The following is a 26263-nucleotide window of genomic DNA, read 5'->3' on the forward strand; positions in this document are numbered from 1 at the left end:
AGAGATGCCCTCATGTATTCAAATAAATATTCGGTACCCCTCATGAATGTTCGCGCTGCTGCTGCAAATGTCCTATTCCAAGTTGTCGATAAAGGCCACTCTCTTTCACACGCTCTCCCTGCGGCTCAAAAAACGATCCGTCCACGAGACCATGCTCTACTGCAAGAGATTTGCTACGGCGCACTTCGTTACCTGCCTCGTTTAGAGTCAATCGCTAACGAACTGATGGAAAACCCGCTTAAAGGTAAAAAGCGTGTATTCCACCACCTAATCTTGGTGGGCATTTACCAACTAAGCTTCATGCGTATCCCTTCGCATGCCGCGGTTGCTGAAACGGTTGAGGGTACTAAAACACTGCGTGGTCCAAGCCTGAGTGGTTTGATCAACGCTGTGCTACGTAGCTACCTACGTGACCAAGAAGAACTAGACGAGAAAGCCGTTAGCCACAATGCAGGCAAATACGGACACCCAAGTTGGATTCTAAAAATGCTTCAAGAGAGCTACCCAGATCAATGGGAGCAACTAGTTGAAGCAAACAACAGCAAGGCACCAATGTGGCTGCGCGTTAACCGCCAACACCACACTCGTGACGAGTATGTTGAACTGCTTAAAAACGAAAACATTGAATACACATTGCACCCTGAAGCAGCCGATGCCATAAAATTAGCTGCACCTTGTGATGTTACTTTGCTTCCTGGCTTCGACAGAGGTTGGGTATCAGTGCAAGACGCTGCCGCTCAGCTTTCGGTTGATTACCTAACACCAAAAGATGGTGAGCTGATCTTAGATTGTTGTGCTGCACCAGGTGGTAAAACGGCACACATTCTTGAGCACACTCAAGACACTGAAGTGGTTGCGATTGACTGCGACATTAAACGTCTAGACCGCGTTTACGATAACCTCGAGCGCCTACAACTGCGTGCCGACGTAATTTGTGGTGATGCTCGCTACCCAGAAGAGTGGTGGATGGGTGATAAGTTCGACCGTATCCTACTTGATGCACCTTGTTCAGCGACAGGCGTAATTCGTCGTCACCCTGACATCAAGTGGCTACGTCGTGCATCTGACATTGATGCGCTGGCTGAACTACAAAGCGAGATTATGGATGCAATGTGGCGTCAGCTGAAAGAAGGCGGCACCATGGTTTATGCGACTTGTTCTATCACGCCGCAAGAAAACGTGCTGCAAGTGAAAGCATTCCTAGCACGTACAGAGAACGCAACGCTGGTTGGGTCTGATATCGAAAATCCGGGTCGTCAAATACTACCTGGAGAAGAAGATATGGATGGCTTCTACTACGCAGTTCTAGTAAAACAGGCATAACAACTAACAGCGGCTAAGAATTTATTTCTTAGCCGCTGTTTCTTTCTAGTGCATTATCAAAACAAAGTTAGATAACTAGAATTACAACGGTAAAGAAAAGAGAAAGGCTATGAAGATCATTATCCTAGGTGCTGGACAAGTTGGCGGTACCCTTGCTGAAAACCTGGTTGGTGAAAACAACGACATCACCATTGTCGACCGTAACGCTGACCGACTTCGTGAACTTCAGGATAAGTACGACCTTAGGGTTGTAAACGGTTATGCCAGCCACCCAAACACACTACGTGAAGCGGGTGCGCAAGATGCCGACATGTTGGTTGCTGTAACCAACATGGATGAAACCAACATGGCTGCGTGTCAGGTTGCTTTCTCTCTTTTCAATACGCCGAACCGAATTGCTCGTATTCGTTCTCCTCAATACCTAGAAGAGAAAGAAGCGCTATTCAAATCAGGTGCCATCCCAGTCGATCACCTGATAGCACCCGAAGAGCTAGTGACCAGCTACATCGAGCGCCTGATTCAATACCCAGGCGCACTGCAGGTTGTGAGCTTTGCTGAACAGAAGGTTAGCCTAGTAGCAGTAAAAGCCTACTATGGTGGTCCACTGGTTGGTAACGCACTGTCTGCTTTGCGTGAGCACATGCCGCACATTGATACCCGTGTTGCCGCTATTTTCCGTCAAGGTCGCCCTATTCGCCCACAGGGTACCACCATCATTGAAGCTGATGATGAAGTGTTCTTTGTAGCGGCAAGTAACCACATCCGCTCAGTAATGAGTGAGCTACAACGCCTAGAGAAACCGTACCGCCGCATCATGATTGTCGGTGGTGGTAACATTGGTGCAAGCTTGGCAAAACGCCTTGAGCAGAGCTACAGCATCAAGCTTATTGAGCGCAGTTACACTCGTGCCGAGAAGCTGTCTGAAGAATTAGAAAACACCATCGTATTCTGTGGTGATGCAGCCGACCAAGAGCTGCTGACCGAAGAGAACATCGATCAGGTGGACGTGTTCATTGCCCTAACCAATGAAGATGAAACCAACATCATGTCTGCGATGCTGGCGAAGCGAATGGGTGCCAAGAAAGTAATGGTGCTGATTCAGCGTGGCGCTTACGTCGACCTTGTTCAGGGTGGTGTGATTGATATTGCTATCTCGCCACAACAAGCGACCATTTCTGCACTGCTTACTCACGTTCGTCGTGCTGATATTGTAAACGTATCATCTCTGCGTCGCGGCGCTGCTGAAGCGATCGAAGCGATTGCTCACGGTGACGAAACCACATCGAAAGTGGTTGGCCGAGCGATTGGCGACATCAAACTACCACCGGGCACCACTATTGGTGCGATTGTTCGCGGAGAAGAGGTGCTTATCGCGCACGATAGAACCGTGATCGAACAAGATGACCACGTAGTGATGTTCCTAGTGGACAAGAAATACGTACCTGACGTTGAGTCTCTATTCCAACCGAGCCCGTTCTTCTTATAGCCTTGTTCTCGTAAGCTTGTTCTCACAACCTTCTTCTTGTGAGAATGATGCTCCGGCTCAAAGCGATGGTCTATTAAGCTATGGTCAACTTTCGTCCGATATTATTAGTGATAGGGTTAGTGTTATCAAAACTCGCCCTTTTCATGTACATCCCTACATTGGTTGCCTTTTTTACAGGCACCGGTGGCTTCCTCGAGTTTGGTCAGTCGGTAGTGATCACGCACATAGTGGCGTTCATCTGCTTGAGTTTAGGCCGTTCAGCTAAGTTCCGACTTGGGGTACGGGACATGTTCCTGATCACCTCTCTGGTATGGACGATTGCCAGTGCCTTTGCTGCACTGCCATTTGTCTTCATCAACCACATCAGCTTCACTGACGCTTACTTTGAAACCATGTCTGGTATCACCACGACTGGCTCAACTGTATTGAGCGGCTTAGACAGCATGGCACCAAGCATTCTGTTGTGGCGCTCTATACTGCAATGGTTAGGCGGCATCGGCTTCATCGTTATGGCGGTAGCGGTTCTGCCAATGCTTAACGTCGGTGGTATGCGCCTATTCCAAACCGAGTCCTCCGATTGGTCAGATAAAAGCAGCCCACGAGCGAAAACGGTCGCGAAGAACATCGTGGCGGTTTATCTGGTTCTGACTGGCTTGTGCATCATTAGCTATCTGTTTGCAGGCATGGGCATCTTTGATGCGATCAATCACGCCTTCACAACACTGTCGACGGGTGGTTACTCAACCTCAGATGGCTCAATGAACCACTTCTCTAACAGTGCTCACTGGGTGGGAACCCTGTTCATGTTCCTTGGTGGTCTGCCATTCTTACTGTTTGTTAGCGCACTGCGTGGTAGAAAGCTCTCAATCCTCTACAAAGACGCTCAAGTGAGAGGTTTCACGTATCTATTTTTGGTCACCAGTGCCGTAATATCGACATGGCTGGTGGTTAGGGATGACTACACCATCATGGATGCGATGCGTGTTTCGATGTTCAACATAGTGTCAGTCGTCACCACAACCGGTTTTGGCTTAGAAGACTTCACCGCGTGGGGCGCACTGCCAACCACCTTGTTTGCGTTTTTAATGATGGCGGGCGCGTGCTCGGGGTCAACCTCTGGCGGTATCAAAATCTTCCGCTTCCAGATCGCGATGACCATGCTTCATAAACAAATGATGAAGCTGATCCACCCATCGGGTGTCTTTGTTCAGCGCTATAACCAACGCCCAGTGAATGACGACATTGTGCGCTCACTGGTCGCATTTGGTTTGATGTTCTTTATTACGATTATCTTAATTGCAGGTGGCTTGAGTGCGATGGGACTTGATCCTGTGACCAGCATATCTGGCGCTATCACAGCCGTTGCCAACGTTGGTCCTGGCATGGGCAGTGTGATCGGTCCAACCGGGAATTTTGCGCCGCTGCCAGACGCTGCAAAGTGGTTATTAAGCCTTGGTATGTTGATGGGAAGACTCGAGATACTGACGCTGATCGTTCTATTCTTCCCAGCCTTCTGGCGACGCTAATTGCACGAATATTTAAGGAAACAGAGATGAAATCATACCTACTTATCGCAAGCGCACTGCTGAGCAGTTCAGCCTTCGCCGACCAAATGGTGACTCTACAAGATGGAAAACAAGTACTGCTGAAAGACGACTTTACGTGGCAGTACGTGGCACAGAAACAAGCGGAAGAAGTAGCGACAACTTCAGAGATCGCCGTGCCTGTCGCAGCAGTACCCGTAGTCGCTGTCCCAGTTACGACGAACACGCGTGGCACTACGATTGTAGTGAATAGTAAAAAGCCAAGCTTACAGCTGTCTCAATCAGGAGTGGATGTTGTACTGGGTGCAAGTCGCTATGAAGGTGGTGAACTTATCATTCCGACAGCCATCACCAACCAAGGCACTCAAGCTGTCATTTTAGTATCACTTAACATCAGCGTATTTACTGCAGAGGGTACGTTGTTGGCAGAAGAAGAAGTTGCTGTATGGAAATCAATCAAACGTATGGCTGACACATACTTGCGACCAAAGACGGGTGAAGAAGGCAAGCTAATCAAGATCGACCTAGAACAACACCCTGAATATCAGATTAAAGCTGAGATTACTGAAGTACTGGCTCGCTAAACCGGAGTCACGTACAGATAGATAGCGAAGAAATGGCAAGCGCAACCCGCCAATACAAACAAGTGCCAGATTGCATGGTTGTAAGGGATGCGTTTTGCAACATAGAAAATCACACCCAGCGAATAGATCACCCCGCCAACCGCCAGCAACACCAAACCACCTATATCGATGTTCATCGCTAATTGATAAACAACAATCAAAGATAGCCAGCCCATCGCTAAGTAAATGAACAGCGATAAGCGCTTGAATCGGTAAACGAAGGCAATCTTCATGATGATACCGACCAGCGCAATTCCCCAAATAACCGCCATCAAGCCCATCGCCAATGGGGTTCTTAAGCCAACCAATAAAAACGGCGTGTAGCTACCTGCGATCAGTAAATAAATCGCACAGTGATCGAGGGTTTTTAGTAAACGCTTGGTTTTTTCTGTGGTGATCGAGTGATAAAGCGTGGAAGCAAGAAAGAGCAGGATAATGCTGCTGCCATAGATTGTCATACTGGCAACCGTCAACATGTCGGCTTGGTAATCAAACGCGCGAATCAGTAGCAAGATCAGACCAATAACGCCAAGCACGACGCCCAAGCCGTGGGTTATCGCATTAGCGCGTTCTTCGATGTCGCTGTATTCGCTAGCTGATGATGCAGACATGAGTATCCTACTAGAGTAAATGTTCAATTGACCTAGTATTGCACATTAAGCTTACACGTGTAAGCTTAAATTTTTATGACAGCTTTTATGACATCAATGACGCCTAAACAGTGTGATGAGGCTAGGCTCTCTAAAGCTAAAGAACCAAAAAGCGAATTAAGAGGCGCTATCTAGATACTCAAGTACCATCTTGCCGGCTTCTTCTGGAGAGGTATCCAATGGCACACTCAATTGGCGCTGTAGCTGACCCACTCCCAATAAACTCGCCAACATGCCTTTGGCACCGTCGCGATTGCGATCTATCTCAAACCAAAGCTTAAGCTCAGTTTCGTCACGATGGGCAACAACTTCAAGCTCACGCCAGCGGCCATGATAAGGACCCGTCGTCGGAACAAACTCAAACTCTTGTACAAATGGCAGTTCAAAGCCTTCTACCGCTTCACACTCCACTTGGCGAATGCGAAGCCCTTGAGCTTCAAGTTCGTTAAAAATACCATCGAGGAGTGCATCAGGACGAACCGTTAAGATGTCTTTATCCGATGGATCAATTGCCATCGCAATATCCAACCCGGTTTCTAGCCACACCTTTGAATCACCAATCGTGACCGGTGTGTTCAGCGGGACATCAAACTCACATTCAAAATCACGGGTTTCACCCGGCTGAATAACAAAGGCATACGGCAGGCTCCACTTGGCCAACGAGTATGTCTGGTGCATTCGACGTGTTTGACCGCCCTCTTGCCTTTGCGAGTTCATGGTAACTTCTTTGACGTAACGACAGCACAAGTTGAGATCGATGTTGTCGATCTCTTGTGGCTGAGCGCCGCCATAGACATGCACAATAATGCTCGCCTTCTTACCTGGATAAAGCACTTCCTGTTGCAATACAGAATCCACCTTGGCAGATCCAATTCCAAAACTTGCTAACGTTTTCTTTAAGAACGACATATGCACCTCCTTTAAAGCATCATCTTAAGCCTGAAAGAGGTTCAAACTCAAATATACTGCTCACACTATTTTAGCTCTAATATCGTTTAATTATCACTCAGGCGTCGATCGATAACTTAGATAGTGATAATCTAAGCCTTGATATGCATGCATATCATTATCCTGATTTATTCTTCGGATTGGCGAAAGCCAGACGAGTGACGCTTCAAGCAATTGAGGTGGAGCTCATGGTAAATCAGGCCATTAGATTGGCAATGGATATGCCTGACCGTTAGGTAAATTAATGCGCCCAACAGCTGTCAGGTTCTCGCACACCAACCGTAGTGCGATGCGTCGTCGTAGTGGCTTTGTTGCTGCTCCAACGGCTAAGAAATTGGCTCCTACAATGACTCTAGTTGAGAAGACTGCTTTATTAGCACCGACTACAACGAAAGTGATTAAAGCCGCTTAACAAAAAGCGCAGTTTTTACTGCGCTTTTTTCTTGCCCGCTCCCTTCTTGAAATGTGTTTACACATTGGTATTCCCTACCCGATTTGATACCTTAGCCACAAATCATTATAAAATTTGTGGAGAAATAAAGTATGAAGTGTCACCGCATTGAAGAACTGCTTGAACTGATGGAGCCTGAGTGGCAGAAAGATCAAGAGCTTAACCTATTAGAGTTCATCATTAAGCTATCAAAAGAAGCGGGCTACCAAGGCAAGCTTGAAGAACTGACTGACGATGTTCTTATCTACCACCTAAAAATGCGTAACAGCGAAAAAGATGAAATGATCCCAGGCCTAAAAAAAGACCAAGAAGATGATTTCAAAACCGCAATTCTAAAAGCACGTGGCCTTCTTTAGTCGCCCGTTTGTTTAGAACTCAATTGCCGTATAGATAAAGCACTCAATTTTAAAAAGCGACCACCAGGTCGCTTTTTTGTTTCTGTTCGCTATTTTTTCGTCACAACTGTTATGACTTTTGTTGTTAAAGGTTGATAGCGTTAAAGAAATGAGAACAAGATTGTCGCTATAATCGCCATCCATAAGAATCTTCTAAAATAATAAGAGTGAGTGCGATAACAACAAATGCACCAAGCTCAATTTCAACGGGTTCTCTAAACCATACTTTCAAGTAATGTCGTCATGCCCGATTTAACCGGGCAAACAAGCCACAAAAAGGATAATCCATGAGTCAGGATAAAATCGATATCAAAGATGTGACTCCTAAAACCTTTAACCCGAAAACACATAAAGGTAATGGAGATCGATTTAACCCAAGTAACCGAATCTATGTTCGAGAAAGCAAAGGTAAATTCCAACAACTGCGTCGTTATGGCGGTTGGTTCTTACTTTTACTTTTTGCGCTTATCCCATGGATTCCCTTTGGTGAGCGCCAAGCGATCTTGCTCGATATCGGCAGCCAACAGTTCAATTTCTTTGGCACCACCTTATACCCACAAGATCTGACCCTACTCGCGATCCTATTTATGATTGCCGCGTTTGGCTTATTCTTCATAACCACCTTCTTAGGCCGTGTCTGGTGTGGCTATTTATGCCCGCAAACCGTCTGGACCTTCATGTATATCTGGTTCGAAGAGAAGCTAGAAGGTGCTGCCAATAAGCGAAGAAAACAAGACTCGGGCAAACTGACAAGCAATTTAATCCTCAGAAAAACCCTCAAACACATTGCGTGGTGGGCGATTGCGATTGCGACGGGCTTAACCTTTGTTGGTTACTTCATCCCAATCAAAGAGTTAGTGGTAGGCTTCTTTACCTTTAACTCGTCTTTCTGGCCAGTGTTTTGGGTACTGTTCTTTGCTGGATGTACTTATGCCAATGCGGGTTGGATGCGTTCAATTGTTTGTCTGCACATGTGTCCTTACGCGCGTTTCCAATCGGCAATGTTCGATAAAGACACCTTCATTGTTGGTTACAACACAGAACGTGGTGAAAGCCGTGGCCCTCGCTCTCGTAAAGCTGACCCAAAAGAGCTTGGTCTAGGCGACTGTATTGACTGTAACCTGTGTGTTCAAGTGTGCCCAACGGGGATTGATATCCGTGATGGCCTGCAATACGAGTGTATTAACTGCGGCGCGTGTATTGATGCCTGTGACAACACCATGGAGCGTATGGGCTACGAGAAAGGCCTGATTAATTACACCACCGAGCACAGACTTGAAGGTCACTCGACCAAGGTAATGCGTCCTAAACTATTGGGCTATGGTGCCATCTTGATCGTGATGCTGGGCTTGTTCTTCGCCCAAATCGCGAGCGTTGATCCTGCCGGACTAAGTGTTCTGCGTGACCGAAACCAGCTGTTCAGAGTCAATAACCAAGGGCTGGTTGAAAACACCTACACCTTGAAAGTGATCAACAAGACTCAACAAGAGCAAGAGTACAAACTCGATGTTAGCGGACTGCCCGACTCTATCTGGTATGGCAAACAGACGATTACTGTCGATCCAGGCGAGGTTTTGAACCTACCTATCAGTTTAGGCGCCGACCCAGAAAAACTGAGCTCACCAGTTTCGACAATTCAGTTTATACTCTCGGATAATGAAGAGTTTACGATGGAAGTCGAAAGCCGCTTTATCAAGAAGCTCTGATACCCGCACCTTAGTGCTTGGTATAACAACCCAATAAATGGAAAAAGGCTCAGTAATGAGCCTTTTTTATTCTATGACGATGCAAGCCTTTAACTTTGATAACCTGACTCCTGACTTCATGTGGTACGCACTGGAGAGCATCGGGGTCCGCGCTGAATCCGGGCTTCTCGCTCTCAACAGTTACGAAAACCGTGTCTATCAGTTCACCGATGAAAACCGTAAGCGCTACGTCGTTAAGTTTTATCGTCCGCAACGCTGGAACAAAGCTCAGATCCAAGAAGAGCATGACTTCGCACTCGAGCTTATCGAACAAGAGATGCCGGTTGCTCCTCCAATGCGAATCAACGGTGCAACCTTACATGAATACCAAGGCTACCTATTTGCACTGTTTGAAAGTGTTGGCGGCAGACAGTATGAAGTCGACAATCTAGATCAATTGGAAGGCGTTGGACGTTTTCTTGGTCGTATTCATAAAGCCAGCGCGGGAAGAACATTCCAACATCGCCCGACCATCAGCTTAGATGAATACCTTTATCAGCCACGTAAGATTCTAGAGAACTCTCAGTTCATCCCAACGCACCTAGAAAACGCGTTCTTCAATGACGTTGACCTTCTGATCAAAGAGCTAGAGAGCCAGTGGCCGAGCAATATTGAGAATATCCGCCTACATGGTGACTGCCACCCTGGCAATATCTTGTGGCGCGATGGACCAATGTTCGTCGACCTTGATGACGCTCGTAACGGCCCTGCGATACAAGATCTGTGGATGCTGCTTAATGGCGAACGCCAAGATAAGCTGATGCAACTGGATATTTTGCTCGAGAGTTACCAAGAATTTTGCGATTTTAATACCGTACAACTGAAACTAATCGAACCACTACGCGGTCTACGTATGGTGCATTACATGGCATGGTTGGCGAAACGATGGCACGATCCTGCGTTTCCTCTGGCCTTCCCGTGGTTTAATGATCCGAAATATTGGGAGCAACAAGTACTTGCTTGTAAAGAGCAAATTGCTACCCTGCAAGAGCCACCACTTTCGTTAATGCCTCAGTGGTAACAGCAATCGCAACATACAACTAGATAAAAATTCAAACATAATGGAGATTGGATAAATGAAAAAGCTATTCGCATTTTTCTCATTGATCATGTTGAGCCTTTCAGCTCACGCTGCGAAATTTAACGAAGGTGAACACTACAAAGTTCTCGACCTAGAAGCATCAAAAAAACCAATGGTGACAGAGTTCTTCTCTTTTTACTGCCCACACTGTAATAGCTTTGAGCCAATCATCCAGAAGCTAAAACAACAGCTACCTAAAGACGCTAAGCTACAGAAGAACCATGTTTCATTCATGGGTGGCAACATGGGCCTGCCAATGAGCAAAGCTTACGCGACGATGATTGCACTGAAAGTTGAAGACAAAATGGTACCAGTGATGTTTAACCGCATCCACACCATGAACAAGCCACCACGTGATGAAGAAGAGCTACGTCAAATCTTCCTAGACGAAGGCGTTGATGCGAAGAAGTTCGATGCTGCGTATAACGGCTTTGCAGTAGATTCTATGGTTCGTCGCTTCGACAAAGCATTCAAAGACAGCGGCCTTTCAGGTGTACCCGCTGTTGTGGTTAACAACCGCTACCTAGTCGAAGCTCAAGGTATCAACTCTCTTGATGAGTACTTCGAGCTGGTGAACTTCTTATTAAAGAAGTAAGCCATTGATAAAAGGAAGCTTCGGCTTCCTTTTTTTTGCTTGTTCAAAAATCATCATTGATAAATAATTAACCTGGAAGTTTAAAGCTTTACTGCTATTAATAACCCGTCCTAAGAACCGGTGGGCAAGGAGCCCTTAAATGAAAATCAAAATAACTCTCTTGGCTTTGAGCGTTGCGGCTTCTCCCGCTTTTGCCAAACTTGCAGACCAACAAGGTTTCAGTGGTGAAATCTCTATCAATACCGGAGTTGCCTCTTCTACCTCAAACTTTAATACCGATGCTGATAGCAATCTTTCATCCATAGATCAGAAGGCTTCTTCAGAAAGCTCATTTCTTGTCGCCCCTTTAGGCAGTGTCGCTTACACCTTTGGTGAGAAGCTAAATCACCAGGTTTACACAGGTACCGCTCGTGATGACGTAGCTACGGGTACTGTTGTGCTAGAGGTTGGTTATAAATACCAGCTTGAGTCTGGGATGGTGATCGACGCTTCACTGCTTCCAACCATTATGTCGGGTGAAACTTGGGCCGATCCATACAACACCACATCAGCTCGCACCAAGACCGATGAAACTGGCAATGCGTTTCGTTTGAAGCTAAGCAACATTGCGGGCTCAGCTTTCTCGCTAGACATGGCCTATGCGACCAAAGATGTCGACAAGGATGATATTCAAGAGCAAGAGCTCAAACGAGATGCCAATACTCTCTACTTGAAAGGTCAATATCGCCTGCCACTCAGTCGTACCATGATGCTTATTCCATCCGTCATCTATCAAACACGTGATGCTGATGGTAAAGCTGAATCTTACGACCAATTCGGTGGTGAGGTAAGCTTGTTTGGTGGCATGGGGCGTCACCAGTACGTACTAACAGCGGGTTACAACCAACGCTCTTACGATGCGAGCAACCCGATCTACGACAAGAAACGCAGCGACGACAATATCAACCTATTCGCCGCCTATGAGTATGATCAATTCATGGATTGGGAAAACTGGTCGTTTATTTCACTAGCGGGCTACGGCACCAGCGACTCGAACATTACCTTCTACGACGAGTCTCAATATATCGTTTCAGTTGGCCTGAACTACAAGTTCTAACCTTAACGAGTATGAACAGCAATCCAACGAAAGCCTGCATCTAAGCAGGCTTTTTTCTGCTTGCTACACAGCTTGAGCCGTGAGTTGCTTCAACAATCGATCCATCGCTCGATAGCCAAGCGCTTCCGATAGATGTTTCTTTTCGATCTGCTCGTTACCGTCAAGGTCGGCAATGGTTCGTGCCACCTTAATGATTCGATGATAAGCACGAATCGATAAACCCAAGCGATGTAGTGCTGTCTCAAGAAACTCTGCATCTTCGCGTCGCAGTGGGCAATACCTTTCAATTTCTCGACTGCCGAGTAAAGCATTCGATTTATGGTTGCGAGATAACATGGTTTGACGAGCCTGTTTGACCCTTTGCTTTACCACTTGGGTGGTTTCACCTCGATCACCGCCTTCAGCCAACATCCCTTTGGGAAGTAGTGGGATCTCCAATGACATATCAAAGCGATCAAGCAATGGCCCAGACAATCGATTGAGGTAACGCAGGATGATCTGTGGGTTGGCGCGCGCTTGATTACCTTCGTAATAACCCGTTGGACTTGGGTTAAGTGCACCGACCAATTGAAAACGCGCAGGAAAACGAGTCTTGCCCGCAGCACGGGAGATAATGATCTCGCCCGACTCTAGTGGCTCTCGTAATGAATCAAGCACCTTGCGCTCAAACTCTCATCTCATCTAAGAACAATAAGCCGTTATGCGCTAAAGAGATCTCTCCGGGGCGAGGCACCGAACCACCACCCACTAAGGCTGCCATCGAGCTTGAATGATGAGGCGACCGAAAAGGTCGTTGCTTCCAGTTGTATTGATTGATCTCTTGTTGCGTTAACGAGGCCACCGACGCGGTTTCCATCGCCTCGTCATCACTCATTTCAGGCAGCAAGTCACGCAGTCGAGAAGCGAGCATGGTCTTGCCGGTTCCGGGCGGGCCAAGAAACAATAAGTTATGGTTGCCAGCTGCGGCTATTTCCAACGCTCGCTTGCCTTGTTGTTGACCAATGATGTCCTGCAAGTCGCGAAGCTCTGAAACATTAGCCTGATGATGTTCCGTTCTATATAGGCCAAGCTGAGCCTGTCCACACATGTCAGCGCAAACCTCCAACAAGGTTTGTGCAGATTTATGCGCTCCCTTACCCACCAGCGCAGCCTGATCACCGTTATGGTGCGGGACAACTAAACATCGTTCAACGCTATCGGCGGCTAACGTCGCTGGCAACACACCCTTTACTGAGCGTAATTCTCCTGACAACGCCAACTCACCGATGAATTCATGCTGAGCTATTTTTGATGTCGGTAGCTGATCCGATGCCACTAAAATCCCAAGCGCGATTGGCAGGTCAAAACGGCCGCCCTCTTTGGGTAAATCTGCAGGAGCAAGGTTGACCGTGATTCTTTTGGATGGAAACTCAAAGCGGGAATTGATGATCGCGCTTCTCACTCGATCTTTAGACTCCTTGACCGTTGTTTCAGGTAGACCCACCAGCGTAAAACCAGGCATTCCGTTGCTTATATGCACCTCAACGGTCACTTCTGGCGCCTCTACACCCACACTAGCTCGACTATGAATTATCGCGAGTCCCATAACTTTCCTTTGTCTTTGATTTAAAAGTATTCGCTCTGGATATTCGTTGCTCACCAAAGCTATAAGGTTGTTATATAGCTTGGTGGAATGGTGTTTTAATGTGAAAAAAGAATGACATTTTCCTTGTCATGCGGCAGATTTGTGTGATAACACTAGAGATGTAGACATTTACTGAAGACAATAAACGAGAAAACTCGAATATTATGATTTTTAACGCTCGCATTTACGCACTGATTAACCTGATTATCGTAGTCATTATTAAGACTGCGCGGGGGCGAGTGGGAAGAAAGTAACCACGAATTAGAAAAAACCCCCGCACTGACAAGTCCGGGGGTTTTTTCTAATTTAAACATTCGATTTTTATATTTTTGAGCATTTTCGGCTTTGCCGATTTACAGGAAGAATGGGAGCACAAGATGTGCAGAGACAAAGGAAACAGTTACCAAAATAAAGGTAATACGGGAGAATTCCGATGAAAGGCGCAGAACTAGTCGTATCCGCACTCAAGCAACAAGGAATTGAGACCGTATTTGGTTACCCAGGTGGTGCCATCATGCCAATCTACGATGCACTCTATGACGGCGGGGTTGAACATATCCTATGTCGCCATGAGCAAGGCGCTGCTATGGCCGCGATCGGCATGGCTCGAGCAACACAAGATGTCGCTGTTTGTATGGCAACGTCTGGCCCAGGTGCTACCAACCTAGTCACTGGCCTTGCTGATGCCTTTATGGACTCTATCCCAATGGTTGCCATCACTGGTCAAGTTGCGAGTTCCCACATTGGTACCGATGCATTCCAAGAAATGGATGTGATTGGTATGTCTCTGTCATGTACCAAACACAGCTACCTAGTGACTGATATTGAAGATCTAGCTCCAACGCTCGCTGAAGCGTTTGTGGTAGCTAAGTCTGGCCGTCCTGGCCCGGTTATCGTCGATATCGCTAAAGATGTTCAACTAGCAGAAGCACCTGTTAACACTCTTCCTGAATTTACTCCACCCGCAATTCCTGTTGCGACAACTGATGCCATTGAACAGGCACAGTACTTTTTGTCTCAAGCAACCCGTCCTGTTTTATACGTAGGTGGTGGTGTTCAACTTGCTAAAGCAACCGATGCGGTTCGTGAGTTTTTACGCCTTAACCCAATGCCAGCCGTAAGCACACTGAAAGGCTTGGGGACTATCGAACGTGACGACCCACACTACCTTGGTATGCTGGGTATGCACGGCACCAAAGCTGCTAACCTTGTAGTTCAAGAAAGTGACCTACTGATTGTTGTTGGTGCTCGTTTTGATGACCGAGTAACAGGCAAACTCGATACCTTTGCGCCGCATGCTAAGGTTATCCATATCGATATCGATGCCGCTGAGTTCAGCAAACTGCGTCTTGCCAATGCGCCAATTCGCGGTGACATCAACAAGATCATGCCTCAGCTAGAGCTAAGCCAAGACATCTCCTCTTGGGTTCATCACTCTGAAGGTCTTCGTAGCTCATTCAAATGGCGTTACGACCACCCTGGCGATCTTATCTTTGCTCCACTGTTGTTGAAGCAACTATCAGACATGATGCCAGCAAGCTCTATGGTTTCGACTGATGTGGGCCAACACCAAATGTGGGCAGCTCAGCACATTCAGCCGCGCGATCCACAGAACTTCATTACCTCTGCCGGTTTAGGCACTATGGGCTTTGGCTTGCCAGCTGCAATGGGTGCATCGGTTGGGCGTCCTGATGACCAATCTATACTTATCTCTGGTGACGGCTCGTTCATGATGAACATTCAAGAGCTTGGCACATTGAAGCGTCGTCAGATCCCAGTGAAGATGGTACTGCTTAATAACTCTCGTTTGGGCATGGTTCGCCAATGGCAATCGCTGTTCTTTGATGGCCGCCACAGTGAAACTATCTTAGATGACAACCCTGATTTCGTGATGCTCGCGAAAGCGTTCGATATCCCGGGTAAAACCATCACTCGTAAAGAAGAAGTAGAACCAGCATTGAAAGAAATGCTAGAGAGCAAAACCGCTTACCTACTTCATGTTCTTATCGATGAAGAAGAAAACGTATGGCCACTAGTACCGCCAGGTGCTTCAAACAGTGAGATGTTGGAGAACACATAACATGAAAAGATACCTATTAGACATCAAAGCCGATGATAAGCCTGTACTACTAGAGCGTGTTCTTCGTGTTATCCGCCACCGTGGCTTCATTGTTAAGCAAGTTGCGGGCACTCAAAACCACGAAAGCAAAGTGGCGAGTGTTGAGATCATCGTAGACAGTGACCGTCCGATCTCTTTCTTGGTAAACCAAATCGAAAAGCTGTGGGATGTGCGTACCGTTGACGTTATTTCTATCAGCCGTAATGAACTGCCAAACAACAACTTACAACAAAAGATAAACGCATAAGGAACCGCAAACATGACAGCTAAAACAGCAAACTATATTTGGTTTAACGGTGAGATGGTTCCTTGGGCAGAGGCGAACGTTCACGTCCTGACTCACGCAATGCACTACGGTACTTCTGTGTTTGAAGGTGTTCGTTGTTACAACACACCAAAGGGGCCGGTTATCTTCCGTCACCCTGAACATGCTAAGCGCCTAAAAGACTCAGCAAAAATCTACCGCTTCCCTATTCCTTACACTGAGGAAGAAATTATGGAAGCGACTCGCGAAACGCTACGCCAAAATAAGCTAGAGTCAGCGTACATCCGCCCTCTAGGTTTCGTAGGTAACGTTGGTTTGGGTGTCTGCCCGCCAGAAAACACTGAGATGGAGCTAATCATCGCTGCTTTCCCTTGGGGTTCTTACCTAGGCGAAGAAGCGCTAGAAAACGGCGTTGATGCAATGATTTCTAGCTGGAACCGTGCAGCTCCAAACACGATCCCAACCGCAGCAAAAGCCGGTGGTAACTACCTATCTTCACTACTGGTTGGTGGCGAAGCTCGCCGTCATGGTTACGATGAAGGTATCGCTCTTAGTGTTGATGGCTACCTTTCTGAAGGTGCTGGCGAAAACATTTTTGTAGTACGTAATGACGTGCTATCAACGCCACCAGCGACCAGCGCAATTCTACCGGGTATCACTCGTGATTCGATCATGACACTAGCAAAAGACATGGGTTATGAGATCCGTGAAGAGAACATTGCTCGTGAAGCACTATACCTTGCTGACGAAGTCTTCATGACAGGCACAGCAGCGGAAATCGTTCCGGTTCGCAGTGTAGACAAAATTACAGTAGGTGAAGGCAAACGCGGTCCTATCACTGAAAAAGTTCAAGCGGCTTACTTTGGTCTCTTCAATGGAACCACTGAAGATAAGTGGGGCTGGTTAGACTATGTGTACCCAGCAGGCCAAGCTTCAGAAAACCAAACGCAAACAACTAAGTAAGCAACAGCCAAATATTTTATAAGGATTTAAGCAATGCCAATCTATCGTTCAGCAACGACTACCCACGGACGCAACATGGCTGGTGCGCGCGCTTTATGGCGTGCAACTGGCGTTAAAGATGATGACTTCGGTAAGCCAATCATCGCAGTTGTAAACTCGTTCACTCAATTCGTTCCAGGCCACGTTCACCTTAAAGACATGGGTCAATTGGTTGCGGGTGAAATCGAGAAAGCGGGTGGTATCGCTAAAGAATTCAACACCATCGCGGTTGATGATGGTATCGCAATGGGCCACGGCGGCATGCTGTACTCACTGCCATCACGTGAGCTTATCGCGGATTCAGTAGAGTACATGGTCAATGCACACTGTGCGGATGCAATGGTGTGTATCTCTAACTGTGACAAAATCACTCCGGGAATGATGATGGCTGCAATGCGCCTAAACATCCCAGTGATCTTTGTATCTGGCGGCCCTATGGAAGCAGGTAAAACCAAGCTTTCCGATCAAATCATCAAGCTAGACCTTGTTGACGCGATGATTCAGGGTGCCGATCCAACCATTTCTGATGAGCAAAGTGAGCAAGTAGAGCGTTCTGCATGTCCAACATGTGGTTCATGTTCAGGTATGTTCACGGCTAACTCAATGAACTGTCTAACTGAAGCACTTGGCCTATCTCAACCAGGTAACGGCTCTATGCTAGCAACGCACGCTGACCGTGAAGAGCTATTCATCAATGCAGGTAAGCGCATCGTTGACCTCACTAAGCGTTACTACGAGCAAGACGACGAATCAGCACTGCCACGCAACATTGCTAACCGCGCAGCCTTTGATAATGCAATGGCGTTAGATATCGCGATGGGCGGTTCAAGTAACACAGTACTTCACCTTTTAGCGGCAGCTCAAGAAGGTGAGATTGATTTTGATATGGGTGATATCGACGAGATGTCTCGCCGCGTTCCACACCTATGTAAGGTTGCGCCTTCAACACCTAAATACCACATGGAAGACGTTCACCGCGCTGGTGGTGTAATGGCTATCCTAGGTGAGCTTGATCGTGCAGGTCTATTGAACAACCAAACTCGCACCGTGCTTGGTCTAAGCATGCAAGAGCAGCTAGCTCAATACGACATCATGCAGACAGAAGACGAAGCCGTGCTTAAGTTCTTCCGCGCTGGTCCTGCTGGTATCCGTACTACCAAAGCTTTCTCACAAGATTGTCGTTGGGATCGCCTTGATGATGACCGCGTCGATGGTTGTATTCGTACCAAAGAGAACGCATTCAGCCAAGAAGGTGGTCTAGCGGTACTTTCAGGTAACATCGCGGTTGATGGTTGTATCGTTAAGACCGCGGGTGTTGATGAAGAAAACCTTAAATTCCAAGGCCCTGCAATCGTATTCGAAAGCCAAGATACGGCAGTAGACGGCATCTTAGCTGGTAAAGTAAAAGCAGGCGAAGTGGTTGTTATTCGTTACGAAGGCCCTAAAGGTGGTCCGGGCATGCAAGAAATGCTGTACCCAACTACCTACCTAAAATCTATGGGTCTAGGTAAGTCTTGTGCTCTTCTAACTGACGGACGTTTCTCTGGCGGTACATCGGGTCTATCTATCGGTCACGCTTCTCCAGAAGCAGCAAGTGGCGGTGTGATTGGTCTAGTGAACACGGGCGATATTATCACTATCGACATCCCTAGCCGCTCAATCACACTTGATGTGCCTGAAGCAGAGCTTGAAGCACGTCGAGTTAAACAAGATGCACTAGGCTGGAAACCAGAAAACCGTCAGCGTGAAGTGTCTTTCGCACTGAAAGCTTACGCAAGCATGGCGACCAGTGCCGACAAAGGCGCAGTACGTGATAAGTCTAAGCTTGAGGGCTAACTATGAGTGATGACACCTCCAGTCCCCAGAAACAAACTGGCGCAGATTATCTGCGTCAGATCCTGAGAGCGCCGGTTTACGAAGCGGCAATCGTGACACCTCTGCAGGATATGCCACGTTTAAGCGCGCGCATTGGTAATCAGGTTCAGCTTAAGCGAGAAGACCGTCAACCGGTGCATTCGTTCAAGCTACGCGGCGCCTACAACATGGTATCAAGCCTTTCTGAACAACAGAAAGCCGCAGGTGTGATTGCAGCATCAGCAGGAAACCACGCACAAGGTATGGCGCTATCTGGATCTAAGCTGGGTATTCAAACCACGATCGTGATGCCAAAAACGACGCCAGATATCAAGGTTGATGCGGTACGCGGATTTGGTGGCAAAGTGGTTCTGCACGGCAGCAACTTTGATGAAGCAAAAGCGGAAGCGGAACGCCTATCAGCTGAACATGGCTTCACCTTTGTTCCTCCTTTCGATCACCCACTGGTAATTGCAGGACAAGGCACGATGGGTATGGAAATGCTGCAGCAAAACGGTCACATGGATTATATCTTTGTGCCGGTTGGTGGTGGTGGCTTAGCTGCGGGTGTTGCTGTGCTAGTAAAACAGCTGATGCCAGAGATTAAAGTCATTGCAGTAGAACCAGAAGATTCGTCTTGCTTAAAAGCGGCCCTCGATGCCGGTGAACCTGTGGTACTGGATCAGGTCAGCATGTTTGCTGATGGTGTTGCGGTTAAACGCATTGGCGAAGAAACCTTCCGTCTTTGCCAACAGTACATTGACGGTCACATTGCAGTCTCTAGTGATGAGATCTGCTCTGCGGTGAAAGATATCTTTGAAGACACTCGTGCGATTGCTGAACCTTCAGGAGCGCTTGCTCTGGCTGGCTTGAAGAAGTTTGCTGAGCAGAACCAACTGCAAGGTAAGCAATTGGCAACGGTACTGTCTGGTGCTAACACCAACTTCCACGGTCTGCGTTATGTCTCTGAACGTTGTGAGCTGGGTGAGAAGCGAGAAGGTCTACTTGCGGTGACGATTCCAGAGCGACAAGGAGCATTCCTAGAGTTCTGTAATATCATTGGTGGCCGAGCGGTGACGGAGTTTAACTACCGCCACAACGACGAAAGCCTCGCGAATATCTTCGTTGGTGTACGTCTACAAGGTGGGCAAGAAGAACTCGAACACATCATCAATGACCTACGTGAGGGCGGCTACCCAGTTGTCGATCTCTCTGATGACGAGATGGCAAAACTGCACATTCGCTACATGATTGGCGGTAAACCATCGAAACCACTGAAAGAGCGTCTATACAGCTTTGAGTTCCCAGAATACCCAGGTGCATTGATTAAATTCCTTGATACCTTAGGTACCCACTGGAATATCAGCCTGTTCAATTATCGTAACCACGGTGCCGACTACGGTCGTGTATTGTGTGGCTTTGAGCTTGATGATGATGATTTGGCTCAGTTCTCGACACATCTACGAGAGCTTGGCTATCAGTGTAAAGATGAAACCGATAACCCTTCCTACAAGTTCTTCTTGTCTTAAGAGTTAACGACCGAATCAAAAAAGAGCGAGTATTTACTCGCTCTTTTTATTGGTGCTGATTCAGCTCAAGCTTGAAAAGGATCTTCTTATAAAGAGATCATTAGATCGCCTTGCGATGATCCAACCAATCTTGGTGCAGCTGTTCACTTGATCCTAGATATTTGACCATCCATTCGATCAGTTTATGGTTATCGTCTTTTCGCCATACCAAACAACAATGACTCTGCGGACTCGGTTCAGGCAGTATTTTCTCCACCAGCAGGCCTTGTTCGATAATTGGCGCGGCAATGTGTCTTGGCATATAACCCACCCCTACTCCATTTTTAAGGCATTCAATCGCGCTATACCAGTTAGGTAACAATAGGCGTCTTTGATTTGAGTAGTGGCCAGTGTGTCGCTTAGGCAGCACGCTGGAGGTATCGTCCAAACATATCGCGGGATACTGGCTAACAAACTCTTCATTGAGGTTTTGCTCTCGCACACACGGGTGACTTGGCGACATCACAAACGCCCAATCTAGGCGTCCCATATCTTTAACCTCAAAGTCGCCGCCGACCGGAATCGCTGAGGTTGCGCCAATCACAATATCCGCTCGGCCCTGTGCAATCGCCTCCCAAGAGCCATTAAACACCTCCATGTTGATCTGAAGTTCAGCAAACTCAAAGGTTTGATAGAACTCTTCAATCATCGGCTTCATCTTGTCGAGCTTAACCACGTTATCGAGCGTTAGGCGCAAGGTTTTCTTCCAGCCACGCGCTGCTCGGCGAGTCTGGGCACTGACCTCTTCCATCTGCCTCAGTAACGCACGAGCCTCTTCAATGAACAATTCACCTGCAGGTGTCAGCTCTACTTTTCTTGGTAAACGTCTGAAAAGTAGAACATCCAGTTCTTGCTCAACCTGCCTAACACCATAGCTGATCGCCGATGGTACTTTGTGCAATTGTTCTGCCGCCGCAGTAAAGCTACCTAAGCGAGCAACCGTATCGAGCATTTCTAAAGAGGATTTAGAGAACATAAGCCTTCAAATTTTTTGATTGATAACCACATATTTTAGCGTTTTATTTTATCAGGTCTGAAAAATAGAATGTCAGCATAAATAAACAGGGGCTTTCACTTCTGTATATCAAACAATTTTTTTGATGATAAAAACATCACTACCTTTAGCTTAATGGCATCTTATGAATATTTCTAAATTTCAATTGGTCTACCTTGCAGTTCTTTCAATGCTTGGCTTTATTGCGACCGATATGTACCTTCCTGCATTTAAGGCAATGGAAGTTGATTTCGCAACCGGCCCAGAGCAGATTGCTCTGTCTCTAACGGTATTTCTTGGCGGTATGGCAATGGGTCAGCTTCTTTGGGGTCTGGCAAGTGACAAGTATGGTCACCGTAATACGCTGGCGGTTGGTCTTGTTATCTTTACTGCCGCTTCATTCGGCTTAGCATTCAGCACCGAGGTATGGCACCTACTGACACTGCGCTTCATTCAAGCGATCGGTGTATGTGCTCCAGCGGTAATCTGGCAAGCAATGGTTATCAAGCGTTACTCACAAAGCAGTAGCCAGCAAATTTTTGCAACCATCATGCCTTTGGTTGCGCTATCTCCTGCACTAGCACCTCAGCTAGGTGTGTTACTGGCGGATAGCTTTGGCTGGCACAGCATCTTCATCACATTAACCTTGATGGGTGCACTGCTAGTGGCAACGACAATGGCTCAACCAAAAGAAGCGCCTGAAGTAAAACAGACATCGATTAAGACAGACATCAAGATGTTGCTTAAATCAAAGCCTTACATGGGTAATGTTTTAATGTTTGCATCTGCATCTGCAGCGTTCTTCGCTTACCTAACGGGTATGCCAGAGATCATGGCTCAGCTAGGTTATGAAGCAAAAGATATCGGTTTGAGCTTTATCCCACAAACAATCGCGTTCATGGCGGGTGGTTACTTCGGTAAGCAAGCGGTGAAGAAATATGGCGATGGCGTTGTACTAAGAAACCTTATCGGTTTGTTCAGCGTAGCGGCGATGCTTATCTTCATCGCATCACAATGGGAACTGACGTCAATCTGGCCTCTACTTGCGCCTTTCTGTTTGATTGCTGTAGCAAACGGTGCACTTTACCCAATCGTAGTAAACCGCGCCCTATCAAGCGCTAAACAGAGCCCTGCGACAGCTGCTGGTCTACAAAACAGCCTGCAAATCAGCATCAGTGGCCTATCAAGTGCATTGGTCGCAGCAATGGCTAGCCAAGCACTAAGCGCGACAGGTATCGCGGTTGTAATCTGTTTGGGTGCATTGTGGGTTGGTTATATTGTTTCGAACAAAGAGCTTTCTGAACACTTCGCGACACCTGATAACTCTCGAGTGGTCGCTGACGAGAAACAAGACTAGTTTCTAAGTTAACGAAAACAAAAAAGAGCGAGATTACTCGCTCTTTTTTTATATCTAGATAAATAAGAAAAAGCCAGTAGCGGTACTACTGGCTTTCATTTAAATCATCTTATTTATTCAGAGACTACTTTTTCTTAGTCGGACGTTGCCAGTCAGCAATCTTACGTTCTTTCGCACGGCTGATAACTAGCTCATTTTCAGAAACATCGCGTGTTACGGTAGAGCCAGCTCCAACGGTAGCACCATTACCAATCGTAACAGGCGCGATTAATTGGCTGTCTGAACCAACGAATACGTCGTCGCCGATGATGGTCTTAAACTTATTCGCACCATCGTAGTTACAAGTAATTGCACCCGCACCCACATTTACGCGCTGACCAATTTCAGCATCGCCTAGATACGTTAAGTGGTTCGCTTTAGAACCTTCACCAAGGCGAGTGTTTTTCACTTCGACAAAGTTACCAACGTGCGAGTTATTACGCATGTCAGCACCAGGACGTAAACGAGTGAAAGGACCAACCGTACAGTCTTCACCAACTGTTGCACCTTCAATCACGCTGTATGGGCGAACAATGGTGTTGTCATCGATCTCACAGTCTTTCAATACACAACCAGTGCCGATAATCACGTTGTCGCCAATGCTAACGCTGCCTTCGATGATAACGTTAGTGTCAATCTCAACGTCCATACCGCACTGCAGTTCACCACGTAGATCAAAGCGGCTTGGGTCGCGTAGCATTACGCCTTGCTTCAATAACTTGTCTGCTTGCTCAGCTTGGTAAGCGCGCTCTAGACGAGCCAGTTGAGAGCGGTCGTTTACGCCTTCCACTTCAATTGGGCTTACTGGGTGTACCGCTTCAACTGCACGACCTTCGTCGTGAGCCGCTGCGATAACGTCAGTCAGGTAATATTCACCCTGTGCGTTGTCGTTACTTAGGCCAGACAACCAGCGCTTGAGATCGCCACCAGTCGCCACCATAACGCCAGTGTTGATCTCTTTGATAAGCTTCTGCTCATCCGTTGCATCTTTCTGTTCAACGATAGCCACAACAGGGCCATTACGACGAATAATACGTCCGTAACCCATTGGGTTGTCTAACACGACAGTAAGTAGCGCGATACCACCGTTTGGTTGAGCGTCTAATAGGTTTTCAATGGTTTCAGGTGAGATCAGTGGAACATCACCGTAGAGCACCAATACTTTTTCATCATCAGCGAAATGTGCAGATGCTTGATCCACAGCGTGGCCTGTGCCGAGCTGTTCAGCTTGCAGTGCCCAGTTTACAGATTCTTCAGCTAAGGTAGCCTTCATCTGATCACCACCGTGGCCGTAAACCAGGTTGATGTTTTGAGCGCCTAGACCATTACATGTATCGATAACATGCTTCACCATTGGCTTACCCGCAAGTGTGTGCAGAACCTTTGGTGTGTTTGAATACATGCGAGTGCCTTTGCCCGCCGCGAGAATTACCGCGCTAAACTTCATTGTAAACCTATCCAACGTTATTTTTATTAAGCCGATATTGTAACCGTTTTTGGGCAAAAAATTAAATCGCAATAACCATTTAACCAGTAGTGATACGTAAAAGAAGCATTTTTGAGAATCTAAAAATGCAAAAAGGCGACCCTTAGGTCGCCTTTATCTCAGAGTCTATAATCTTAAAAAAGATTAACGACGCTGTTTTGTCAGTTCGATAACTCGTAACTGAGCAATGGCTTTAGCCAGTTCACCGGCCGCTTGTGCGAAGTCTATGTCGCCATGCTGATTTTGGATATTCTCCACAGCCTTGCGTTTAGCTTCTTCCGCCTTTGCTGCGTCTAGCTCTTCACCACGGATAGCTGTATCAGCCAGTACAGTCGCTGTACCAGGCTGAACTTCTACCATACCACCAGAAACATAAATGATTTCTTCGTGGCCGTGCTGCTTAACAATACGCACCATACCAGGCTTGATAGCGGTCAGCAGTGGAGTATGACCATGGAAAATACCAAGCTCACCCTCACTACCGGTCACCTGAAACGTCTCAACAAGGCCTGAGAAAATTTGTTTCTCTGCACTTACAACGTCTAGGTGAAAGGTTATTGCTGCCATATCGCCTCCTAGTTAGCCTTATAGCTTCTTAGCATTCTCGATAGCTTCGTCAATTGCACCACAGTACATGAACGCTTGCTCTGGAATGTCATCGTATTCACCAGATAGAAGACCTTGGAAGCCACGTAGAGTCTCTTTAAGAGGTACGTAAACGCCTGGGTCACCTGTAAATACTTCCGCTACGTGGTAAGGCTGAGTTAGGAACTTCTCAATCTTACGAGCACGAGATACAACTTGCTTATCTTCTTCAGATAGCTCATCCATACCTAGGATAGCAATGATATCTTTCAGCTCTTTATAGCGCTGAAGAGTAGACTGAACGCCACGAGCGATGTCGTAGTGCTCTTGTCCAACTACCAATGGATCCAGTTGACGTGAAGTAGAATCTAGCGGGTCGATCGCTGGGTATAGACCCATAGATGCGATGTTACGGTTAAGTACAACCGTTGCATCCAAGTGAGCGAACGTTGTTGCTGGAGACGGGTCAGTCAAGTCATCCGCTGGTACGTATACCGCCTGTACAGACGTGATAGAACCAGATTTAGTTGACGTAATACGCTCTTGTAGAACACCCATTTCTTCAGCTAGTGTAGGTTGGTAACCTACCGCAGAAGGCATACGACCTAGAAGTGCTGATACTTCAGTACCTGCTAGTGTGTAACGGTAGATGTTATCAACGAACAGTAGAACGTCACGACCTTCGTCACGGAAGCGCTCTGCCATTGTTAGACCAGTCAGTGCAACACGTAGACGGTTACCTGGTGGCTCGTTCATCTGACCGTAAACCATCGCTACTTTTGATTCTTCAGGTTTTTCGATGTTTACAACACCTGCTTCCTGCATCTCAAAGTAGAAATCGTTACCTTCACGAGTACGCTCACCTACACCTGCAAATACAGATAGGCCTGAGTGTTGAAGTGCGATGTTGTTGATAAGTTCCATCATGTTAACGGTCTTACCTACACCAGCACCACCGAATAGACCGATTTTACCACCCTTAGCGAATGGACAAATCAAGTCGATTACTTTAACACCAGTTTCTAGAAGAGCTGTCTCGTTAGACTGCTCTTCGTAGCTTGGAGCTTCACGGTGAATGGCGTAATGCTCTTCAGCACCAATCTCGCCACACTCATCAATCGCGTCACCTAGGACGTTCATGATACGACCCAATGTCTTAGTACCTACTGGTACTGAGATTGGAGCGCCAGTATTTTCAACTGTCAAACCACGACGTAAACCATCAGAGCTACCCATTACGATTGCGCGAACTACGCCACCGCCAAGTTGTTGCTGAACTTCAAGAACTAGACGTTCTTGTACTTCATTAACATTCAGAGCGTCGTATACACGAGGTACTTCACCCTGTGGGAACTCTACGTCGACTACCGCACCGATGATCTGTACGATCTTACCTGTAGCCATCGTTAATCCTCTAACTATTTAGTTTTACC

Annotated in this window: 22 protein-coding genes and 1 pseudogene; 16 read left to right on the forward strand and 7 right to left on the reverse strand. The window is 47.0% G+C overall.

Translation table 11 applies throughout. The features are described 5' to 3' along the window. Positions 1-42: 42 nt before the first annotated feature. From rsmB to OCV19_RS16095, 4 genes are all read left to right on the forward strand, one after another. Positions 43-1323, forward strand: a complete 1281-nt coding sequence (rsmB, locus tag OCV19_RS16080) for a 16S rRNA (cytosine(967)-C(5))-methyltransferase RsmB (RefSeq protein WP_017058774.1) — start codon at positions 43-45, stop codon at positions 1321-1323. A gap of 109 nt (positions 1324-1432) precedes the next feature. Next, positions 1433-2809: a Trk system potassium transporter TrkA gene (trkA, locus tag OCV19_RS16085; RefSeq protein WP_004735766.1), complete on the forward strand. Its 1377-nt coding sequence runs from the start codon at positions 1433-1435 to the stop codon at positions 2807-2809. 80 nt (positions 2810-2889) lie between these two features. Continuing rightward, the gene (locus OCV19_RS16090; RefSeq protein WP_065676893.1) at positions 2890-4335 is read left to right on the forward strand and encodes a TrkH family potassium uptake protein; all 1446 of its coding nucleotides are present in this window, start codon (positions 2890-2892) and stop codon (positions 4333-4335) included. A 26-nt stretch (positions 4336-4361) separates the two neighbouring features. Continuing rightward, a complete protein-coding gene (locus OCV19_RS16095; protein ID WP_060983481.1) occupies positions 4362-4937 on the forward strand; it encodes a DUF3157 family protein in 576 nt (191 codons plus the stop codon). On the opposite strand, the gene trhA is transcribed toward OCV19_RS16095, so the two are convergent. Then, entirely contained in the window at positions 4934-5587 is a 654-nt protein-coding gene (trhA, locus tag OCV19_RS16100) for a PAQR family membrane homeostasis protein TrhA (protein ID WP_048657830.1), read from the reverse strand. The two genes, OCV19_RS16095 and trhA, sit on opposite strands and share 4 nt — an antisense overlap. Positions 5588-5743: 156 nt before the next feature. After that, positions 5744-6535, reverse strand: coding sequence for a sporulation protein (locus tag OCV19_RS16105; protein ID WP_048610874.1), 792 nt, complete (start codon positions 6533-6535; stop codon positions 5744-5746). Positions 6536-6818: 283 nt separating this feature from the next. Here OCV19_RS16105 and OCV19_RS16110 point away from each other — a divergent pair, with 283 nt between their 5' ends. The 6 genes from OCV19_RS16110 to OCV19_RS16135 all read left to right on the forward strand — a co-directional run bounded on the left by OCV19_RS16110 (position 6819) and on the right by OCV19_RS16135 (position 11937). Continuing rightward, on the forward strand, positions 6819-6986 hold the full coding sequence (locus OCV19_RS16110; RefSeq protein ID WP_004739323.1) for a hypothetical protein: 168 nt from the start codon (positions 6819-6821) through the stop codon (positions 6984-6986). Positions 6987-7117: 131 nt separating this feature from the next. Next, the gene (locus tag OCV19_RS16115) at positions 7118-7381 is read left to right on the forward strand and encodes a YihD family protein (protein ID WP_009848104.1); all 264 of its coding nucleotides are present in this window, start codon (positions 7118-7120) and stop codon (positions 7379-7381) included. A gap of 326 nt (positions 7382-7707) precedes the next feature. Further along, a complete protein-coding gene (gene ccoG, locus OCV19_RS16120) occupies positions 7708-9126 on the forward strand; it encodes a cytochrome c oxidase accessory protein CcoG (protein WP_065584151.1) in 1419 nt (472 codons plus the stop codon). A gap of 73 nt (positions 9127-9199) precedes the next feature. Beyond that, positions 9200-10186 (forward strand): serine/threonine protein kinase, encoded by a 987-nt coding sequence (locus OCV19_RS16125; RefSeq protein WP_065676894.1) that lies wholly within the window; start codon positions 9200-9202, stop codon positions 10184-10186. Positions 10187-10241: 55 nt separating this feature from the next. Further along, a complete protein-coding gene (locus tag OCV19_RS16130) occupies positions 10242-10841 on the forward strand; it encodes a thiol:disulfide interchange protein DsbA/DsbL (RefSeq protein ID WP_065676895.1) in 600 nt (199 codons plus the stop codon). A gap of 139 nt (positions 10842-10980) precedes the next feature. Further along, the gene (locus OCV19_RS16135) at positions 10981-11937 is read left to right on the forward strand and encodes a DUF2860 domain-containing protein (protein WP_065676896.1); all 957 of its coding nucleotides are present in this window, start codon (positions 10981-10983) and stop codon (positions 11935-11937) included. A 63-nt stretch (positions 11938-12000) separates the two neighbouring features. Here OCV19_RS16135 and OCV19_RS16140 read toward each other — a convergent pair. Further along, positions 12001-13522 (reverse strand): annotated as a pseudogene (locus tag OCV19_RS16140) (YifB family Mg chelatase-like AAA ATPase). A 472-nt stretch (positions 13523-13994) separates the two neighbouring features. Between OCV19_RS16140 and ilvG the strand changes: the two are divergent. The 5 genes from ilvG to ilvA are packed head-to-tail and all read left to right on the forward strand — an operon-like array spanning position 13995 to position 20330. Then, positions 13995-15641: an acetolactate synthase 2 catalytic subunit gene (gene ilvG / locus OCV19_RS16145; protein WP_017631542.1), complete on the forward strand. Its 1647-nt coding sequence runs from the start codon at positions 13995-13997 to the stop codon at positions 15639-15641. A 1-nt stretch (position 15642) separates the two neighbouring features. After that, positions 15643-15927 (forward strand): acetolactate synthase 2 small subunit, encoded by a 285-nt coding sequence (ilvM, locus tag OCV19_RS16150; RefSeq protein ID WP_017055442.1) that lies wholly within the window; start codon positions 15643-15645, stop codon positions 15925-15927. 12 nt (positions 15928-15939) lie between these two features. After that, positions 15940-16908: a branched-chain amino acid transaminase gene (locus OCV19_RS16155; protein WP_065676897.1), complete on the forward strand. Its 969-nt coding sequence runs from the start codon at positions 15940-15942 to the stop codon at positions 16906-16908. A 33-nt stretch (positions 16909-16941) separates the two neighbouring features. After that, positions 16942-18783 (forward strand): dihydroxy-acid dehydratase, encoded by a 1842-nt coding sequence (ilvD, locus tag OCV19_RS16160; RefSeq protein WP_048610861.1) that lies wholly within the window; start codon positions 16942-16944, stop codon positions 18781-18783. A gap of 2 nt (positions 18784-18785) precedes the next feature. Continuing rightward, positions 18786-20330 carry a threonine ammonia-lyase, biosynthetic gene (gene ilvA, locus OCV19_RS16165; RefSeq protein WP_065676898.1) on the forward strand — a complete coding sequence of 515 codons (1545 nt, stop codon included), beginning with the start codon at positions 18786-18788 and terminating at the stop codon, positions 20328-20330. 100 nt (positions 20331-20430) lie between these two features. On the opposite strand, the gene punR is transcribed toward ilvA, so the two are convergent. Beyond that, a complete protein-coding gene (gene punR / locus OCV19_RS16170) occupies positions 20431-21345 on the reverse strand; it encodes a DNA-binding transcriptional activator PunR (protein ID WP_017058788.1) in 915 nt (304 codons plus the stop codon). Between the two features lie 163 nt (positions 21346-21508). Here punR and punC point away from each other — a divergent pair, with 163 nt between their 5' ends. Then, a complete protein-coding gene (gene punC, locus OCV19_RS16175) occupies positions 21509-22720 on the forward strand; it encodes a purine nucleoside transporter PunC (RefSeq protein ID WP_017063021.1) in 1212 nt (403 codons plus the stop codon). Positions 22721-22844: 124 nt separating this feature from the next. On the opposite strand, the gene glmU is transcribed toward punC, so the two are convergent. The 3 genes from glmU to atpD all read right to left on the reverse strand — a co-directional run bounded on the left by glmU (position 22845) and on the right by atpD (position 26234). After that, the gene (glmU, locus tag OCV19_RS16180) at positions 22845-24206 is read right to left on the reverse strand and encodes a bifunctional UDP-N-acetylglucosamine diphosphorylase/glucosamine-1-phosphate N-acetyltransferase GlmU (protein WP_065676899.1); all 1362 of its coding nucleotides are present in this window, start codon (positions 24204-24206) and stop codon (positions 22845-22847) included. 183 nt (positions 24207-24389) lie between these two features. Next, complete coding sequence (locus tag OCV19_RS16185; RefSeq protein WP_004735742.1) at positions 24390-24812, reverse strand: F0F1 ATP synthase subunit epsilon; 423 nt, start codon at positions 24810-24812, stop codon at positions 24390-24392. Between the two features lie 18 nt (positions 24813-24830). Next, on the reverse strand, positions 24831-26234 hold the full coding sequence (gene atpD, locus OCV19_RS16190) for a F0F1 ATP synthase subunit beta (RefSeq protein ID WP_048610850.1): 1404 nt from the start codon (positions 26232-26234) through the stop codon (positions 24831-24833). Positions 26235-26263 lie beyond the last annotated feature (29 nt).

Origin of the sequence: Vibrio celticus, assembly GCF_024347335.1 — a bacterium.
In the GTDB taxonomy this organism is placed as follows: Bacteria; Pseudomonadota; Gammaproteobacteria; order Enterobacterales; family Vibrionaceae; genus Vibrio; species Vibrio celticus.